The following is a 16993-nucleotide window of genomic DNA, read 5'->3' on the forward strand; positions in this document are numbered from 1 at the left end:
CTCCTCCCCGATCCACAGGTACAGCCGCACCTCCCCTATCGGCTCTGGTGGTGTCCAGTGGAGCCCCTACCATAGCCACCTCGCCCGTTAGCTCCGGATAAGCGGTTTTACGAGAATTTGATCTGCCGCGGTCCGGCTCGTGCGGCTCCGTCGGCATGTGCCCGGCGTGCTCGTCCACTGCCTGCCCCCCGTCGTGCCGCACGTGTCGTCCTCTCCCTTTGAACGACCGGTCCCATCTGCGGGTTCCCGACGCCAACGGATACAGTCTCGCCAGGCATTCACGGGGACAGGAGAGGGTCATTACCGCCAACCGGCAGACGAGCTGGGCGTTCGCCGACGCCTATGTCGCCGAGGACGAGGCGCTGCACTGGGCCCGGGACCGGGCCCGTCAGGCAGGGCTGCGCTCGGTGTCGCCCGGCACGGGCGCGGCGCTGCGGTTGCTCGCGGCCACCGTGGAGGCCAAGGCGGTCGCCGAGATAGGGACCGGCTGCGGTGTCTCCGGGATCCACCTGCTGCACGGCATGCGGCCCGACGGCGTGCTGACCACGGTCGACCCGGAGCCGGAGCACCAGCAGTCGGCCCGGCAGGCGTTCCGGGACGCCGGGTTCGCCGCCAACCGGTCGCGCTTCATCCCCGGGCGCGCCCTGGAGGTCCTGCCCCGCCTCGCGGACGCCGGCTACGACCTGGTCTTCTGCGACGGGGACCGGCTGGAGTACCAGGACTATCTCGCTGAATCGTTGCGCCTGCTGCGTCCCGGGGGCCTGGTCGCCTTCGAAGGCGTGTTCGCGAACGGCCGGACGGTGGATTCCGGGCCGCAGCCCACCGAGGTGCTGCGGCTGCGGGAGCTGGTGCGGGCCGTGCGCGAGAGCCAGGAACTGGTGTCCTCCCTGTTGCCCGTCGGCGACGGGCTGCTGTGCGCGGTGAAGCGCTGACGGCCGTCCGGACCCCGGACGCCCCACGACCCGCCGCACGCCCCGCACGCCCCCTGGGTGCCGCCTGACACAGCCCTCCGCCTGCGCAGACAGCCGCCCCGGTACCAGGAGCGGCACCGGGGCGGCTGAAAGGGTATGGTCGCTTGCGCGTCAGCCGACGACCTTCTTGAGGGCGTCGCCGAGCGCGTCGGCCTCGTCCGGGGTCAGCTCGACGACGAGCCGCCCGCCGCCTTCGAGCGGAACGCGCATGACGATGCCCCGCCCCTCCTTGGTCACCTCGAGCGGGCCATCACCCGTCCGCGGCTTCATGGCCGCCATGCTCGTTCCCCTTCCTGAAACCCAGCTCAACCGTCTAGCCGACGGCCCACGAAGGGCATCCGCGGTCCTGGACGAACGACAGGACACACCGCACCGGCATCGAACACATTGCTTCCAGGCCATTATCCCGCATCGCAGGACCCGATGACCAACATCGGTCGGCATCGCTTGGGCAACGCGCGCGAGCAAAACCACTCAATTCGGGGATGTGACTGCGATACTGCGCCGCCTCGCCCCCGAACGCGGACGAAAAACGGGCCGCGATTCTTTGACGCAGGTCACACCACCGGTGCGGTCCGCGCCCGGTGATGTCCGTCATGCTGTCCTGCAGACGGGGACGTACTCAGCGGTACGTCCCGGAGCCGCCAGCTGGAGGGGATACGCCATGGCCGACGACACCGTGCTCTACGAGGTGAGCGACGGACTCGCGACGATCACGCTGAACCGCCCGGAGGCGATGAACGCGCTGAACGTCGCGACGAAGGTCGCCCTCCGGGACGCGGTCCGGTCCGCCGCGGACGACGACGCCGTGCGGGCCGTGCTGCTGACCGCGGCCGGTGACCGCGCGTTCTGTGTGGGGCAGGACCTCAAGGAGCACATCGGGCTGCTGGCCGAGGACCGCGAGAGCGGTTCCGGGCAGACGATGAGCACGGTGCGCGAGCACTACAACCCGATCGTGACGGCGCTGGCCGGGGCGCCCAAGCCGGTGGTCGCCGCGGTGAACGGGGTGGCGGCGGGCGCCGGGTTCGGCTTCGCCCTGGCGGCGGACTACCGGATCGTGGCGGACACGGCGGCGTTCAACACCTCGTTCGCCGGGGTCGCCCTGACCGCGGACTCGGGCATCTCGTGGACGCTGCCGCGGGTGATCGGTCCCGGCCGTGCCACCGACCTGCTGCTCTTCCCGCGCAGCATCTCCGCGCAGGAGGCGTACGACCTGGGCATCGCCAACCGGCTGGTGCCCGCCGCGGAGCTGCACGCGGAGGCGGAGAAGGTGGCCCGGGCCCTCGCCGAGGGGCCGACGGTGGCGTACGCGGCGCTGAAGGAGTCGGTGGCGTACGGCCTCGGGCACTCGCTGGTCCAGACGCTGGAGAAGGAGGACGAGCTGCAGACGCGCGCGGGCAGCTCCCAGGACCACGCGATCGCGGTGCAGGCGTTCGTGAACAAGGAGAAGCCGAAGTACCTGGGCCGTTAGCGGTCCGCCCGCCCGGGCGGGGCGGCCGCCGGCCGGCCCCGCCCTGCCGGAACCGCCGGACGGCCGGGCGGGGCGGCTCAGCCCCGTCTCGCCACGCAGTCGGCCAGGTGGTCGTCGACCAGGCCGCACGCCTGCATCAGCGCGTACGCCGTCGTCGGGCCGACGAAGCGCAGTCCCCGCTGCTTCAGGGCCTTGGACAGGGCCGTCGACCCGGGGGTGACCGCCGGGACGTCGGCGAGGGTGCGCGGGGCCGGGCGGCCCGCCGGGTCGGGGGCGTGGGACCAGATGAGGGCGTCGAGGTCGCCGGGGGTCCAGGTGGCCAGCGCCCGCGCGTTGGCGAGGGTGGCGTCGATCTTCGCGCGGTTGCGGATGATGCCGGTGTCCGTGAGGAGGCGCTCCCGGTCGGCGTCGGTGAACTCGGCGACCCGGGCGATCTCGAAACCGGCGAAAGCGGCGCGGAAGCCGGGCCGGCGCCGCAGGATGGTGATCCAGGAGAGGCCGGACTGGAAGGCCTCCAGGCTGAGGCGTTCGAACAGGGCGTCGTCGCCGTGGACCGGGCGGCCCCACTCCTCGTCGTGGTAGGCGAGGTAGTCGGGGGCGGACAGGGCCCAGGGACAGCGCGGGGCGCCGTCGGGGCCGGTGCGGGCTGCTCCGTCGCTCACTGCTGCCCGGCCTCCGGGCGGGGCGCGGGCTTGTCCATGGACAGGTGGGCCGCGGCGGCGCGGGCACCGGCGAGCGCGGACTCCAGGTCGGCGATCCGGGCGTCGCGCTCGGCGAGTTCGGCGCCGAGGCGGGCGAGGGCGTCGTCCACGTCGGCCATGCGGTAGCCCCGCGCGGCGGGCGGGAAGCGCAGGCCGTCCACGTCGGCGCGGCTGACCGGGCGGTCCGGCGGCAGGGCGTCCCGCAGGCGCTCGGGGGCGGCCTCGGGCAGCGGGCCCTTCTCACCGCCGCCGACCACCGCGAGGGTCACCGCGGTGACCACGACGGCGAGCGCGACGACCAGGAACAAGAACATCACCATCGGTGGGGCCCCCACGGTCGGATGTTGTCGGAGTCGGGTGTGTGGCTCCGATCGTGCCATGCGAGTCTGACAGGACAGGCCGCAGGCGGTCGCCGGACCGCCGTTCGGCGGCCGGCGCCGATACGCACGAGGAGAGGTCACAGGGGATGCTCAGGCTGGGCAGGCGGGAATTCGAGCCGCACGAGCCGGTGATCATGGCGATCGTCAACCGGACCCCGGACTCCTTCTACGACCAGGGGGCGACCTTCCGCGACGAACCGGCCCTGGCCCGTGTGGAGCAGGCCGTGGCCGAGGGCGCCGCGATCATCGACATCGGCGGGGTGAAGGCCGGGCCGGGCGAGGAGGTGGACGCCGACGAGGAGGCCCGGCGGACCGTCGGTTTCGTCGCCGAGGTGCGGCGGCGCTTCCCGGACGTCGTGATCAGCGTGGACACCTGGCGGCACGAGGTCGGCGAAGCGGTCTGCGAGGCGGGCGCGGACGTCCTCAACGACGCGTGGGGCGGGATCGACCCGCGGCTCGCGGAGGTCGCCGCGCGCCACGGCGCCGGGCTGGTGTGCACCCACGCGGGCGGCGCGCAGCCGCGGACCCGGCCGCACCGGGTGACCTACGACGACGTGATGGCCGACATCCTGGAACGGACCGTGGGCCTGGCGGAGCGGGCCGTCGGCCTGGGCGTGCCGCGGGAGTCGGTGATGATCGACCCCGGGCACGACTTCGGCAAGAACACCCGGCACAGCCTGGAGGCGACGCGGCGGCTGGGCGAGATGGTCGCCACGGGGTGGCCGGTGCTGGTGTCGCTGTCCAACAAGGACTTCGTGGGCGAGTCCCTGGACCGGCCGGTGAAGGAGCGGCTGCTCGGCACGCTGGCGACCACGGCGGTGTCGGCCTGGCTGGGGGCGCAGGTGTACCGGGTGCACGAGGTCGCGGAGACGCGGCAGGTGCTGGACATGGTGGGGGCGATCGCCGGTCACCGGGAGCCCGCGGTGGCCCGGCGGGGACTGGCCTAGCGGTTTTCGTTCGTCGGATCCGGCCGGCCGTGGGGCACGGCGCGTGTCCGGCCCACCCCGCGCGGGGCCTCGTGGCGTGCAGCAGCACGGCGGAGGAGGGCGTCGGCGCGGAGCGTCGGCGACCGGCGACGACGCCGCCGAGGTGCGTGCCGGGCCCCGCGACGCCGGGATGAGAGATGCGTGCCGGGCCCCGCGACGCCGGGATGATCCGAACGACACCGACAGGCCCTGGGGTCGCCGGGGCGATGGCCGGGCGGGGGTTCGGGAGGGGCCGCCCCGCGGTGCGCGAGCCTCGCTGCGTCCCCTGTCCCCGCCCGGCCGTCACCCGGGCGGGCCGCTGTCCGCGTCCGGGTGCCGTCCCGTCCGGGCGGGGGACGCACGCACCGGGCCCCGGAGCCTCTGCGCCCCGGGGTGCCTAGACGCCCGCCTCCTTGGAGACCAGCGCCACCGCTTCCTCCACGTCGTCCGTGACGTGGAAGAGGAGCAGGTCCTTCTCCGCCGCCTTGCCCTGGGCGATGACCGTGCCGCGCAGCCAGTCGACCAGGCCGCCCCAGTACTCCGTGCCGAAGAGGACGATGGGGAAGCGGGTGACCTTCTGCGTCTGGACGAGGGTGAGGGCCTCGAACAGCTCGTCCAGCGTGCCGAGGCCGCCGGGCAGGACCACGAAGCCCTGGGCGTACTTGACGAACATCAGCTTGCGGACGAAGAAGTACCGGAAGTTCAGGCCGATGTCGACGTAGGGGTTCAGGCCCTGCTCGAAGGGCAGCTCGATGCCGAGGCCGACCGAGACGCCGTTCGCCTCCAGGGCGCCCTTGTTGGCCGCCTCCATGGCCCCGGGGCCGCCGCCGGTGATGACCGCGAAGCCCGCCTCGACCAGGCCGCGGCCCAGCTTGACGCCGGTCTCGTACTCCCAGGAGTCCACCGGGGTGCGCGCGGAGCCGAAGACGCTGATGGCGGGCGGGAGCTCGGAGAGCGAGCCGAAGCCCTCGATGACCTCCGACTGCATGCGCAGCACGCGCCAGGGGTCGGTGTGCACCCAGCCGCTGGGGGCGCGTTCGTCCAGCAGCCGCTGGTCGGTGGTGCTCGTCTGCACCTGGTCCCGCCTGCGGAGCACGGGACCGAGACGCTGCTCCTGCGGTGGCTGTTGCTTGCCCTCCGGGTTGCCAGTAGCCATGCGCGCTCCCTCCGTGTGCCAGTTGTTCCACCTCAGCGTAGATCTACGCGGGTTACGTGCAGGGGACCTCAGCATGTCCGCGATGCACCGGTGTAAACCACAGCCGGGTGATCCCGATCATGCCGTCAGCCAGGACCGCAGCCGCTCCTCGCCGGCGAGGATCTTGGCGGTCTCGACGCGTTCGTCCCGCCGGTGCGCCAAGTGGGGGTTGCCGGGGCCGTAGTTGACGGCCGGGACGCCCAGCGCGGAGAAGCGGGAGACGTCGGTCCAGCCGTACTTGGGCTGCGGGGTGCCGCCGACCGCCTCGATGAACGCGGCGGCGGCCGGGTGGGACAGGCCGGGCCGGGCGGCGCCGCTGTGGTCGTCGACGGTGAACTCGGCCACCCCGCAGTCCGCGAACACCTCGCGCACGTGGGCCAGGGCCTCCTCGGGCGTGCGGTCGGGGGCGTAGCGGAAGTTGACGGTGACCACGCACGCGTCGGGGATGACGTTGCCGGCCACCCCGCCGGAGATGCCGACGGCGTTGAGGCCCTCGCGGTACTCCAGGCCGTCGATCACCGGGTACCGGGGTTCGTAGGCGGCCAGGCGCTCCAGGATCGGGGCGGCGGCGTGGATGGCGTTGGAGCCCATCCAGGAGCGCGCCGAGTGCGCCCGCTCGCCGCTGGTCCGCAGCAGGACCCTCAGGGTGCCCTGGCAGCCGCCCTCGACCTGGCCGTCGGAGGGTTCGAGCAGCACCGCGAAGTCGCCCTCCAGCCACTCGGGGTGCGCCTCGGCCACGTGTCCGAGGCCGTTGAGGTCGGCGGCGACCTCCTCGTTGTCGTAGAAGACGAAGGTGAGGTCGCGGTTGGGGTCCGGGACGGTGGCCGCGATGCGCAGCTGGACGGCGACGCCGGACTTCATGTCGCAGGTGCCGCAGCCCCACAGCACGCCGTCGTCGTCCAGGCGGGAGGGGACGTTGTCCGCGATCGGGACGGTGTCGATGTGCCCGGCGAGGATCACGCGCTCCGCCCGCCCGAGGTGCGTGCGGGCCACCACGTTGTTGCCGTACCGGTCGACCGTGAGGTGCGGCAGGGCGCGCAGGGCGGCCTCGATCGCGTCCGCGAGCGGCTTCTCGTTGCCGCTCTCGGACGGGAAGTCGACGAGCTGCGCGGTCAGGCGCGCGGCGTCCAGCGTGAGGTCAAGCGGGGTGTCGGCCATGGCCCCGACCCTAACGCGGCAGGTCCCGGACGACTGTCCACACCCGGCACACAGGGGTGCGTACTCTCCAGTACCTTGTAGGCGTGTCAGAGCCGCCGCTTCCTTCCAGACGACGTCGGGGCCGCCTCTTCCGCTTCGGGGCGGCCTTCGTGGTGATGCTCGCGGTCGCCGGATACCTCGTGGTGCAGTACGTCACGGGGGGCGGGCGCGGGCCGGGATGCAAGGTCGTGTCCGCCAAGGGCGACGGCGCGACCTACGAGTTCACGCCGGAGCAGGCGGTGAACGCGGCGACGATCACCGCCGTGGGCACCGCGCGCGACCTGCCCGAGCGGGCCGTGACGATCGCGCTGGCGACCGCGCTCCAGGAGTCGACGCTGCGCAACATCGACTACGGGGACCGGGATTCGCTGGGCCTGTTCCAGCAACGGCCGTCGCAGGGCTGGGGCACGCCGGAGGAGATCATGGATCCGGTGCACTCGGCCGAGAAGTTCTACGAGGGGCTGGAGAAGGTGCCGGGCTACACCCGGCTGCCGTTGACCGTGGCCGCGCAGAAGGTGCAGCGCAGCGGGTTCCCGCAGGCGTACGCCAAGCACGAGCCGGACGCCGCCCTGCTGGCCGCCGCGCTGACCGGACGCTCGGGGGCGACCCTGACCTGCGAGGGGCGTCCGGGCGCGTCGCGTGCGTCGGGCACGGAGGCCGTCCAGGCCGCGCTCGCCCGGGACTTCGGGCGGGACCTGATCCAGCCGGCGGGTGCGGAGGTCGGCGCCCCGGCCGGCGCGGAGGGCGGTGCCGGGGCGACGCCCACGCCGTCCCCGAGCGCCCCCGACGTGACGGTCGAGCCGGACGGACGGACCCTGACGCTGCCGGTCGACGACGGGCGGGACCGGGCGGCCGGCGGTCCCCGGAGGGCCGGGACCCGGGGCTGGCAGCTCGCGCACTGGGCCGTGGCCAACGCCTCCCAGCTCCGCATACAGCGCGTCTCCTACGCGGGCCGGGTCTGGGTGGCCGGGACCACCGACAGCACGTGGCGCCAGGACGACGCGAAGGGCTCCGGCAAGCCCGCCGACAGGCCGGACCGGGTGCGGATCACCACCGGGCGGTAGTGCGGGCGCTCACTCGCAGGGGTCATGCGCGATGCCCCGTGCTGACGGGTGCGGGGCCGGGCGCGCAGACCCGGCCGACGGCGGGGCCGGCCCTGCGCCCACGGGGCTGAAGCGATTCTGCACCCGCCTCGCCCGGACGGCCTTCGTCCCCTTTCCTCCCGATCCGATAATGCGACGCGTTACCGAGTCTTTACCCGGGCGCGCCGCAACCTTCCCGGCCTTCGAGCGGTAGTCACGGCGTCCGAGCTGTTCTTCCTCCTCGAAGGAGCACCATGTCCCTCCCCCTGACCCGTCGGATCGCCCGTGCCGCGCTGCTGGTCGCCGCCGGAGCGGCCGCCGGGGTCGGTGCGGCCGGTACCGCCAGTGCGGCCCCCGGGCTCCCGGCCGCCCCCGACCTCGGCGGGGTGACCGCCCTGGACGGCGCGACCCGGACCGTGACCGAGGTGGCGGGCGACACCGGCGGCAAGGCCGTCGAGCAGGCCGCCCCCGTCGCGCAGGAGGCGGCCGGCGGCGTGGCCGGTTCCGCCGGGGACGTGCTGGGCGACACCGCGGGCGCGGCGACCGAGGGCGGCGACCTGCCGACCGACTCGCTCACCTCGCGGGGCCTGCCGTCGGCCAAGACCCTGCCGGTCCAGGACCTGCCGCTCGGCTGAGCCGCGGCACGGCGCACACGGCCGGTACACGGCCGCCTACGTCCGACGGGCCCGGGGAGTTCTCCCCGGGCCCGTCGGACGTCCTGGGCGCCGGCCCGTGGCCGGGTGACCGCGGTGCGGCCGGGCGGCACGCCGGGTGCCGTCGGACGCCCGACGGGCGCCGCGGCCGACCCGCGCCGGCCCGCGCGCCGGGCGTCGGCGCCGGGGCGGTGCCGCGTCGGCGCCGGGTCAGTGCCGCGTCATCACGCCGTCAGGCGGTCCACCGCGGCCCGGACCCGCTCGTCCGTGGCGGTGACGGCGATGCGCACGTGCCGCTCACCGGCGGGGCCGTAGAAGTCGCCGGGGGCCACCAGGATGCCGCGGCCGGCCAGGTCGGCGACCGTGTCCCAGCAGGACTCCTCCCGGGTGGCCCACAGGTACAGGCCCGCCTCGCTGTGCTCGATGCGGAAGCCGTGGCCGGTCAGGGCCTCCCGCAGGGCATCCCGGCGGGCCGCGTAGCGCTCGCGCTGCACGCGCACGTGCTCGTCGTCGCGCAGGGCCGCCGCGGCGGCGGCCTGGGTGGGCGCCGGCGTCATCATGCCGCCGTGCTTGCGGATCTGGAGCAGCGGCCCGAGGACCGCCGGATCGCCGGCGAGGAAGGCGGCCCGGTACCCGGCGAGGTTGGACCGCTTGGACAGGGAGTGGACGGAGACGATCCCGTCGAGACGGCCGCCGTTGACGTCCGGGTGCAGCACCGACACCGGCTCGGCGTCCCAGCCCAGTTCGAGGTAGCACTCGTCGGACAGCACGAGGACGCCGTGCTCGCGGGCCCAGGCGACGGTCCGGGTCAGCTCCTCCCGCGAGAGCACCCGTCCCGTGGGATTGGACGGCGAGTTGAGCCAGAGCAGCTTCAGTCCGGACGGGTCCAGCGCGGTCGGGTCGTCGTAGGCCACGTGCTCCGCGCGGGCCAGCCGGGCGCCCACCTCGTACGTCGGGTAGGCCAGGCGCGGGAAGGCGACCCGGTCGCCGGGGCCGAGCCCGAGCTGGGTGGGGAGCCAGGCGACCAGTTCCTTGGAGCCGACGACGGGCAGGACGTGCCGGTGGGTGAGATCGCGGGCACCCAGCCTGCGTCCGGCCCAGCCGACGATCGCGTCGCGCAGTTCGGCGGTGCCCCAGACCGTGGGGTAGCCGGGGGAGTCGGCGGCGGCGACCAGGGCCTTCTGGACGGCCTCGGGCACCGGGTCCACGGGAGTGCCGACGGACAGGTCGACGATGCCGTCCGGATGCGCGGCGGCCGTCGCCTTGTAGGGCTCCAGCTTGTCCCAGGGGAAGGCGGGCAGGCGGTCGGAGACTACGGACACGAGTACGGGCTCCCTTTCTGGTCCGGTTCAGGTCCGGTTCTGGTCCCGCACACGCCTCGGTCCCGTGCGGTGGCCGGGGCGGCCGGACCGTACGGGACCGAGGCGGCACGTCGGTGCGGGCCGCTGGGGCGGGTTACGCCTGCGGCGGCAGCGCGGCGATGAACGGGTGGTCCCGCTCGATCAGACCCAGCTTGCTGGCGCCGCCGGGCGATCCGAGCTCGTCGAAGAACTCGACGTTCGCCTTGTAGTAGTCCTTCCACTCCTCGGGAGTGTCGTCCTCGTAGAAGATGGCCTCGACCGGGCAGACCGGTTCACAGGCGCCGCAGTCGACGCATTCGTCCGGGTGGATGTACAAGGACCGCTGGCCCTCGTAGATGCAGTCGACCGGGCACTCCTCGATGCACGCCTTGTCCTTCACGTCGACACAAGGCTGCGCGATGACGTAGGTCACGCTGTCGTTCCTCCTCGATAGGGCGCTGGCGGGCCTCCTCAGGCTCCGCCGCCTGGCGCGCGGGAGCGCGGCGTCGTCGATGCCCGCCCCTAGTATCTCCGTTCCTGGGCATGATCCGAACAGGAGGGGTGGACCGACCTGTGGAATTCTTCGCGGCCGACCGTCCGGAGGTCCGCATCACCCCCGCTGACGTGGGGAAACGGGTCTCCGTACGGAGCTTGATCGAACATGGTCCCTCGGGTGAGAAGTTCACCGACACGGTAGGCGTTCTCACATCATGGGACGAGGGTGTGCTGCGGATCACACGGAGGACCGGCGAGAACGTCCGGATACCGGAATCCGTGCTGGTCGCCGGCAAGACGGTGCCGTCCGCCCCGGCGCGCCGCCGTGGACCGGCCGCCACCTACGAGGAACTGGCGCGGGCCGCCGCGCGCGGGTGGCCGCCGGTCGAGAGCGCGCGGCTGGGCGACTGGGAACTGCGCGCGGCGGCCGGCGGGGAGGGCGGGCACCGGACGGGCTTCACCCGGCGCGCCAACTCGGTGCTGCCGCTCGGCGACCCGGGCGTGCCGCTGGACGAGGCCCTCCGTGCCGTACGGGCCTGGTACGCGGAGCGCGGGCTGCCCGCCCAGGTGCAGACCGCGACCGGCGCGCAGGGGACGCAGGAGCTGCTGGCGGCGGAGCTGGAACGGCGGGGCTGGATCCTCCAGGTGACCTCCGAGGTGTGGGTGGGCGCCCTCGCCCCGCTCGCCGACCTGCCCGCGCACCCGGCCCGGGTGGAGCTGTCCCGGACGGTGGACCGCGCGTGGCTCGCCCGGTACGGGCGCGCGGGCGCCGAGGAGGTGGGCCTGCGGGTGCTGGGCGGCGGACCGTCGGTGTGGTTCGCCACCGTCCCCGGCGCCCCCTCCACGGCCGGGGACGGACCGGGCACGCCCGCCGCCATCGGGCGCTGCGTGGTGGACGGCCGGTGGGCCGGGTTCGCCGCGGTGGTGGTCGACCCGGGGCGCCGGCGGGAGGGGCTGGCGACGGCGGTGATGGCCGCGCTGGCCCGCCGGGCGCTCGACGAGGGCGCGTCGGCGGCCTGGCTCCAGGTCGACCTGGACAACACCGCCGCCCGGCAGCTGTACGCCGGGCTCGGCTTCACCGTGCACCACGCGTACCACTACCACCGGGCACCGGAACCGGAACCGCGGGCTCCGGCCGCGGCCGGTGACGGAACACCGTGAGAGGGCAGGAACCCGTCATGCCGTCACCCCAGCCGCCCTCCCCCGGGCGTTCCGCCGACGTACGGCGGCGGTTCGCGGAGGAGGCCAGGTCCGAGCGGCCCGACCTGGCCACGCTGTGCCTGCTCCTGGCCGCCGAGGCGGACGGCGCGCTGGACGAGCCGGGCCTGGACGCCGCGCAGATCGAACTGGACCGGCTGGCCGGGCTGCTCCCGCACCGGCCCGGCAGCCCGCGCGCGTGGGCGCTCGCCCTGCGCGACCTGCTGGGCGAGCGCTGCGGGTTCCACGGCACCCCGGCCGACTACCGCCGCCTGGAGTCGTCGCTGCTGCACGAGGTGCTGCGGCGGCGGCGCGGGCTGCCGATCCTGCTGTCGGTGGTGTGGATGGAGGTGGCACGGCGCGCCGGGGCCCCGGTGTACGGGGTGGCCCTGCCCGGTCACTTCGTCGTCGGCTTCGGTCACGAGGGACCGCCGGTGCTCGCCGACCCGTTCGACGGGGGCCGGCTGCTGACCGGGGCGGACGCGGACCTGCTGGTCGCCGGGACCACCGGCGGCTCGCTGGACCCGTCGATGCTGACGCCGGCCGATCCGCTGGACGTCGTGCTGCGCGTGCTGAACAACATCCGCGCCTGGGCGGCGGCCCGGCCCGAGCACTCCGCCGTGGCGCTGTGGGCCCTCGACCTGTCCCTGCTGCTCCCCTCGCACCCGGCGCGGCTGCGCTACGAGCGGGCCCAGCTGCTGGTGCAGCGCGGCGCCTTCGCGGACGGCGCCGCGGAGCTGGAGGCGTACGCCGAGGTGGTGGCCGCGGTGGACGAACCGGCCGCGGACCGCATCCGCGGCCAGGCCCGGGCCGCCCGCGCGCTGCTCAACTAGCGGGACCGGACCGGGCCGCCGGAGCGGAGCCCGGCGCGCGCCCCTCCGCGGCCGTGCCGTGGGCCGCCGGGGCTGCGGCCCGGCCGGCACGTCCGGGCGCTACAGCCAGCCCTTCTCCCGGGCCACCCGGACCGCTTCCGTGCGGTTGCGGACGGCCAGCTTCTGGATGGCGGTGGACAGGTAGTTGCGGACGGTGCCCTGGGACAGGTGCAGCGCACCGGCGAGTTCGGCGTTGGTGGAGCCGTCGGCGGCGGCGCGCAGCACCTCGCGCTCCCGTTCGGTGAGCGGGTTCGCCCCGTCCGCCAGGGCCGCCGCGGCGAGGGTCGGGTCGATCACCCGCTCCCCGGCCAGCACGGTGCGCACCGCGGCGGCGAGCTGGGCAGCCGGGGCGTCCTTGACCAGGAAGGCGTCGGCACCGGCCTCCATGGCGCCGCGCAGGTAGCCGGGCCGGCCGAAGGTGGTGAGCACGACCAGCTTCACGTCCGGCAGTTCGCGGTGCAGCAGCGCGGCGGCCTCGATGCCGTTCGCGCCGGGCATCTCGATGTCCAGCAGGGCCACGTCCACGGCGTGTTCGCGGGCCGCGGCCAGCACCTCGTCGCCACGGGCGACCTGCGCGACGACGTCGATGTCGTCCTCCAGGCCCAGCAGGGCGGCCAGAGCCTCGCGGACCATCGACTGGTCCTCCGCGAGCAGGACCTTGATCGTGCGGCTCATGCGCGGGATCCTACGTCCGCGCCCGGGCCCGCCCCCGGGCCGCCCTGTTCCGGCCGGGCGCCCGCTCCCGGGCTCGCCCCCGGCCCCGGGTCCGGCCCCGAGCCCGTGCCCTCCGCGCCGGAGCCCGCGCCGGACTCCGCCCCCGGTTCCGCGCCCCGGTCCGGCGCCGGGTCCGCCGCGTCCGGCTCCGGTGCCGTCAGCGGCACCCGGGCGACCAGCCGGAAGCCCTGCCCGGTGGGACCGGCCTCCAGGGTGCCGCCGGCCGCGTGCAGCCGCTCGGCGAGGCCGGTCAGGCCGTTGCCGCGCGGGCCGTCGCGGTGCGGGCCGTCGCCGCGCGGGCCCGCCGAGCCGGAGCCGTTGTCCTCGACGGAGAGTTCCAGCACCGGTTCGCCCTCCACCGTGCGGCGGCGCAGCAGTTCGACCGTGCAGCGACCGGCCCCGCTGTGCCGGACGACGTTGGTGACGGCCTCCCGCAGCGCCCAGGCCAGGGCGGACTCGCTCTCCTCGGGGACGTCCGCGAGGCCGGCGTCGGCGGGCAGGTCGGCGTGGACCCCGGCGGCCGCCAGGGCCATCCGGGCGCCGGCGATCTCGCTGCCCAGCCGGGGACGCCGGTAGCCGGTGACGGCCTCCCGCACGTCGGTCATGGCCTGGCGGCTGACCTGCTCGATGTCGGCGACCTGCCGGGCCGCGAGCTCCGGCTGCCCGGGCAGCATCCGGCCGGCCAGCTCGCTCTTGAGCGTGATCAGCGAGAGCGAGTGGCCGAGCAGGTCGTGCAGGTCACGGGCGAGCCGCAGGCGTTCCTCGTTGGCGGCGAGCTGGGCGACGGTGGCGCGGGCCTCGCGCAGCGCGATCGTGGTCCGGACGAGTTCGCGCACGCCGGTCATGGCGAAGCCGCCGAGCAGCGCGGGCACGAGGAGCCCGGCGAGGAACACCCTCCCCTCCGGGACGACGAGCGCCGCGCCCGCCATCAGGGCCGACGCGCCCGGGATGGTCCAGCAGGCGAGCCGCAGGGGCAGGGCCGCGCCGGAGGCGATGGCCACGTAGACGAACAGCACCAGCCACTCCCGGCCCAGGAACAGGACCAGAGCGCCGGACTCCGCGCAGAGGAGGGCGAGCACCAGCAGGACGGCGCCGTTGCGTTCGGTGCGCCCGGTGCGGAAGACCAGTGCGAGGTAGCAGGCGACGAAGACGACGAGCCCGGTCCAGCCGAGAACCTGGGCGGCCGGGCCGTGGCCGCCGTCCAGGAGGTCGACCACGGGTGCGCTGAGGAAGACCAGCCAGATGCCCGACCACAGCGCCTTCACCAGCCACTGCCTGCGGTTCTCCGGGCGCTTGCCCATGGCTGCGGCGCCCAGCCCTCCGTAGGAGCTGCTGCCGGTGGCCCTCGTCGCTGTCCTCATACGACCATCCTGGCCCGGCCGGACGCCCCGGGGGCAGTGCCCCGGGTCCCGGCCGGCGGATGACGGATGTCATACCGCCGGGGCGGACGGCGGGGGCCGTGGCGAGACGGCCGTCAGGCCGCCGTCCGCCGGGGGGCGGGCGGCGGCTGACAGGTGTCAGGCGAAACGCGTCAGCTGGGATCGGTCTCGATCACCGCGACCCGGTCCGTCTTGCTCATCAGCGCCTCGCGCAGGGCCCCGTACACGTCCTGCGGGGTGACGGGCGTCTTCTCGCCGTTGCCCCGGGTGATCAGCACGCCGTCGAAGGTCTGGCCGTACAGCTTCTTCAACGCGCCCAGGTCGGGCTTGTCGACCAGCTTGCCGTTCACCGCCTCCACCCGGAGGAACTTCCACAGCGAGTTCTCGGGGCTCATCGGGATGGAGTGGGCCGCGTCGGTCTGCACCGTCACGTTGGCCGACATGGCCGGCTCGGCGAACTCCTTCATCATCCGGTCGACCTCGGCCTTGCTGACCGTGGGCTGCCGGGTCGTCGTCGGCACGGTGACCGGGGACGAGGCGCCGGTCTCCACCTGGGTGCGGTAGGCCGCCGCGACCACCTCGGTCGACTTGTCGACGTCGATGCCCTCGCCGGGCTTGCCGTACACGGCGACGGCCTTGCCCGACACGAACTTGATCGTGCCGTCGGTGTTCGACGCCGTGCCGCCGACGTCGTTCAGGGCGGCGTGCAGCTTCTCCTCGTCGACGGGCATGACGGGGTCGACGGCCCGCTGGTTGCCGAACAGGGAGCCGATCACGGAGACCGGGTTGTAGTCGCTCTGTGCGGCGTCCGCGACGGTGGCGTCGGCGTCGAACTGCAGTCCGGCGTTGTCCGGCTCCAGCTCGACGGTCTTGCCGCCCACGGTCAGCTTCAGCGGCTCGTTCAGCCGGTCGCCGAGCGCCGCGTCCAGCTTCTGCACGGCGTCGTCCCGGGTGCCGCCGCCGATGTCGACCCCGAGCACGCTGGTGCCCTTCGGCACGTCGGAGTGGTTCATCAGCAGGCCGGCGCCGTAGGCGACGCCCCCGAGGAAGACCAGGCCGCCGCAGAGCAGGACCAGCTTGCTGCGTCCCTTCTTCTTCGACGGCTTCGACGAGCTCGCGGCGGGCGCGGGGCCCGGCTCGGGCAGCTTGGGGGGCGTGTGGGCCCGCGGGCCGCCGGCCGGGGTGTCCGCGTCGAAGGCGGCACTGGCCGGGACGACGGGGATGCCGCTGGTGACGGTGTTCCCGGAGACGTTGTCGTGGCGGGCGCCGTAGCCGGGGCCCGGTTCGGGCACCTGGATCTGCGGGGTGAGGATCGCGGTGTCGTCGCTGAGTCCCCCGCCGGGCACGCCGCCCTGGCCCGGCGCGCCCGGGGCGCCCGGTCCGGCGGGGCCGCCTCCCGGCCGCCCGGGGGCGTCCGCTCCGCCCGGCCCGCCCATCGGACGGCCGCTCCCGGTGACGGGACCGGTCGTGGGGCCGGCGGGGCCGCCCTCGGGGAAGTAGGGCAGGTCGTCGCGGCCGGGTTCGCCCGCGCCGCCCTGACCCGGTCGCGTGCCGCCGGCCAGGGCCTCGGTCACGTCGAAGGAGCCGGTGCCGCCGCCGTGCCCCGGAGCCACCGGGCCGCCGGTCGCGCCGGGCAGTCCCGCACCGTTGGTGGAGCCGGTGCCGGGTGCGGAACCGTTCGTGCCCTGGGGCCGGGAGCCGCCCGGGGCGTTCATGCCGCCGACGACACCACCGGGACGTCCGGCGCCCGCCCGGGCACCGGGACCCGGGACGCCGTTCGCGGTGCCGCCGCCCGCGCCGGAACCGCCTCCGGCCGTGCCGGAACCGGCCGCCGGGGCCGACCCGTTGGCGGGACCGGAGCCCGTACCGCCCTTCGCGGCCGGGGACTTGCGGGGCGCGAACCAGTCGCTGGTCGGCTTCTCCTCGGTCTTCGGGGTGCTCGGCCGGCCGCCCGTGGGACGGGTCGGCAGCGGAGCGGGCGCGCCGGGCGCGGCCGGGGCCTCGGCCGGTCCGGCGGACGCGTCGGGCCCGGGGGCAGGCGTGCCGCCGTCCGTGCCGGGCCCGTTCGCCGTGCTCCGGTCGTCCGCGCCCTGGTTGTCCTTGTCCTTGACCGGCTGACGCACGACGACCGGCGGAATGGGCCGGGATCCGGGGATGTTGATCCGGATCCGGGTCGTCAGCGTGGTCTCGGTCTTGCGTTCCTCCGGCCGCGCGGCCGAACGGCCCGCGTCCGTACCCTCGTCCGGAATCGCCGGGATGCCGTAGGGCGGGGTGCCCGACGGGTAGGCGGCTCCCCCGCGCCCGTCGGGCCCGGTGGACGGAGTGTCAGTTTCACGACTCAAGGCAGGTTCTCCCGGTTGGCTCCGCCGCCCGTCTCGACC

At 74.8% G+C, this 16993-nt stretch carries 17 protein-coding genes; 7 read left to right on the forward strand and 10 right to left on the reverse strand.

What is annotated here, in order from left to right; all coding sequences use genetic code 11:
- Positions 1–218: 218 nt before the first annotated feature.
- Positions 219–932, forward strand: coding sequence for an O-methyltransferase (locus tag ACSU53_RS10225; RefSeq protein WP_362091361.1), 714 nt, complete (start codon positions 219–221; stop codon positions 930–932).
- Between the two features lie 150 nt (positions 933–1082).
- Here ACSU53_RS10225 and ACSU53_RS10230 read toward each other — a convergent pair whose 3' ends face one another.
- Positions 1083–1250: a DUF3117 domain-containing protein gene (locus ACSU53_RS10230; protein WP_003966491.1), complete on the reverse strand. Its 168-nt coding sequence runs from the start codon at positions 1248–1250 to the stop codon at positions 1083–1085.
- A gap of 385 nt (positions 1251–1635) precedes the next feature.
- Between ACSU53_RS10230 and ACSU53_RS10235 the strand changes: the two genes are divergently transcribed.
- Complete coding sequence (locus ACSU53_RS10235) at positions 1636–2442, forward strand: enoyl-CoA hydratase/isomerase family protein (protein WP_437026618.1); 807 nt, start codon at positions 1636–1638, stop codon at positions 2440–2442.
- A 77-nt stretch (positions 2443–2519) separates the two neighbouring features.
- Here ACSU53_RS10235 and ACSU53_RS10240 read toward each other — a convergent pair whose 3' ends face one another.
- Together ACSU53_RS10240 and ACSU53_RS10245 are read right to left on the reverse strand one after the other, a co-directional pair.
- The gene (locus ACSU53_RS10240; RefSeq protein WP_437026620.1) at positions 2520–3104 is read right to left on the reverse strand and encodes a DNA-3-methyladenine glycosylase I; all 585 of its coding nucleotides are present in this window, start codon (positions 3102–3104) and stop codon (positions 2520–2522) included.
- Positions 3101–3457 (reverse strand): DivIVA domain-containing protein, encoded by a 357-nt coding sequence (locus ACSU53_RS10245; RefSeq protein WP_437033101.1) that lies wholly within the window; start codon positions 3455–3457, stop codon positions 3101–3103. Before ACSU53_RS10245 ends, ACSU53_RS10240 begins: the two co-directional genes overlap by 4 nt.
- A 152-nt stretch (positions 3458–3609) precedes the next feature.
- On the opposite strand from ACSU53_RS10245, the gene folP reads away from it, so the two are divergent.
- Positions 3610–4470 (forward strand): dihydropteroate synthase, encoded by an 861-nt coding sequence (gene folP / locus ACSU53_RS10250; protein ID WP_437026622.1) that lies wholly within the window; start codon positions 3610–3612, stop codon positions 4468–4470.
- Between the two features lie 415 nt (positions 4471–4885).
- Here folP and ACSU53_RS10255 read toward each other — a convergent pair whose 3' ends face one another.
- Both ACSU53_RS10255 and dapE read right to left on the reverse strand, forming a co-directional pair.
- A complete protein-coding gene (locus tag ACSU53_RS10255; RefSeq protein WP_437026624.1) occupies positions 4886–5644 on the reverse strand; it encodes a TIGR00730 family Rossman fold protein in 759 nt (252 codons plus the stop codon).
- Between the two features lie 117 nt (positions 5645–5761).
- A complete protein-coding gene (gene dapE, locus ACSU53_RS10260; protein ID WP_437026626.1) occupies positions 5762–6841 on the reverse strand; it encodes a succinyl-diaminopimelate desuccinylase in 1080 nt (359 codons plus the stop codon).
- Between the two features lie 83 nt (positions 6842–6924).
- Here dapE and ACSU53_RS10265 point away from each other — a divergent pair, with 83 nt between their 5' ends.
- Complete coding sequence (locus tag ACSU53_RS10265) at positions 6925–7944, forward strand: heavy metal transporter (protein ID WP_437026628.1); 1020 nt, start codon at positions 6925–6927, stop codon at positions 7942–7944.
- 272 nt (positions 7945–8216) lie between these two features.
- Positions 8217–8597 (forward strand): ATP-binding protein, encoded by a 381-nt coding sequence (locus tag ACSU53_RS10270; RefSeq protein ID WP_437026630.1) that lies wholly within the window; start codon positions 8217–8219, stop codon positions 8595–8597.
- Between the two features lie 242 nt (positions 8598–8839).
- Here the strand turns inward: ACSU53_RS10270 and ACSU53_RS10275 are convergent, their stop codons facing one another.
- Positions 8840–9937: a bifunctional succinyldiaminopimelate transaminase/glutamate-prephenate aminotransferase gene (locus ACSU53_RS10275; protein WP_437026631.1), complete on the reverse strand. Its 1098-nt coding sequence runs from the start codon at positions 9935–9937 to the stop codon at positions 8840–8842.
- A 133-nt stretch (positions 9938–10070) separates the two neighbouring features.
- A complete protein-coding gene (gene fdxA / locus ACSU53_RS10280) occupies positions 10071–10388 on the reverse strand; it encodes a ferredoxin (protein WP_004926152.1) in 318 nt (105 codons plus the stop codon).
- Between the two features lie 140 nt (positions 10389–10528).
- On the opposite strand from fdxA, the gene ACSU53_RS10285 reads away from it, so the two are divergent.
- Both ACSU53_RS10285 and ACSU53_RS10290 read left to right on the forward strand, forming a co-directional pair.
- A complete protein-coding gene (locus tag ACSU53_RS10285) occupies positions 10529–11611 on the forward strand; it encodes a GNAT family N-acetyltransferase (protein WP_437033103.1) in 1083 nt (360 codons plus the stop codon).
- Between the two features lie 17 nt (positions 11612–11628).
- A complete protein-coding gene (locus tag ACSU53_RS10290; RefSeq protein ID WP_437026633.1) occupies positions 11629–12480 on the forward strand; it encodes a transglutaminase family protein in 852 nt (283 codons plus the stop codon).
- 99 nt (positions 12481–12579) lie between these two features.
- On the opposite strand, the gene ACSU53_RS10295 is transcribed toward ACSU53_RS10290, so the two are convergent.
- The 3 genes from ACSU53_RS10295 to ACSU53_RS10305 all read right to left on the reverse strand — a co-directional run bounded on the left by ACSU53_RS10295 (position 12580) and on the right by ACSU53_RS10305 (position 16954).
- Entirely contained in the window at positions 12580–13194 is a 615-nt protein-coding gene (locus ACSU53_RS10295) for a response regulator (RefSeq protein ID WP_437026634.1), read from the reverse strand.
- A complete protein-coding gene (locus ACSU53_RS10300; protein ID WP_437033105.1) occupies positions 13191–14534 on the reverse strand; it encodes a sensor histidine kinase in 1344 nt (447 codons plus the stop codon). Before ACSU53_RS10300 ends, ACSU53_RS10295 begins: the two co-directional genes overlap by 4 nt.
- 230 nt (positions 14535–14764) lie before the next feature.
- Positions 14765–16954 carry a hypothetical protein gene (locus ACSU53_RS10305; RefSeq protein ID WP_437026636.1) on the reverse strand — a complete coding sequence of 730 codons (2190 nt, stop codon included), beginning with the start codon at positions 16952–16954 and terminating at the stop codon, positions 14765–14767.
- Between the last annotated feature and the right edge of the window lie 39 nt (positions 16955–16993).

The organism is Streptomyces sp. enrichment culture (assembly GCF_964273255.1).
Taxonomy (GTDB): Bacteria; Actinomycetota; Actinomycetes; order Streptomycetales; family Streptomycetaceae; genus Streptomyces.

What these genes read in the sequence shown, in the direction of transcription:
- dapE (WP_437026626.1), bottom strand. Translation starts at nt 6,841, where the DNA reads ATGGCCGACACCCCGCTTGACCTCACGCTGGACGCCGCGCGCCTGACC.
- folP (WP_437026622.1), top strand. Translation starts at nt 3,610, where the DNA reads ATGCTCAGGCTGGGCAGGCGGGAATTCGAGCCGCACGAGCCGGTGATC.
- ACSU53_RS10230 (WP_003966491.1), bottom strand. Translation starts at nt 1,250, where the DNA reads ATGGCGGCCATGAAGCCGCGGACGGGTGATGGCCCGCTCGAGGTGACC.
- ACSU53_RS10295 (WP_437026634.1), bottom strand. Translation starts at nt 13,194, where the DNA reads ATGAGCCGCACGATCAAGGTCCTGCTCGCGGAGGACCAGTCGATGGTC.
- ACSU53_RS10290 (WP_437026633.1), top strand. Translation starts at nt 11,629, where the DNA reads ATGCCGTCACCCCAGCCGCCCTCCCCCGGGCGTTCCGCCGACGTACGG.
- ACSU53_RS10300 (WP_437033105.1), bottom strand. Translation starts at nt 14,534, where the DNA reads ATGGGCAAGCGCCCGGAGAACCGCAGGCAGTGGCTGGTGAAGGCGCTG.
- ACSU53_RS10245 (WP_437033101.1), bottom strand. Translation starts at nt 3,457, where the DNA reads ATGTTCTTGTTCCTGGTCGTCGCGCTCGCCGTCGTGGTCACCGCGGTG.
- ACSU53_RS10255 (WP_437026624.1), bottom strand. Translation starts at nt 5,644, where the DNA reads ATGGCTACTGGCAACCCGGAGGGCAAGCAACAGCCACCGCAGGAGCAG.
- ACSU53_RS10235 (WP_437026618.1), top strand. Translation starts at nt 1,636, where the DNA reads ATGGCCGACGACACCGTGCTCTACGAGGTGAGCGACGGACTCGCGACG.
- ACSU53_RS10270 (WP_437026630.1), top strand. Translation starts at nt 8,217, where the DNA reads ATGTCCCTCCCCCTGACCCGTCGGATCGCCCGTGCCGCGCTGCTGGTC.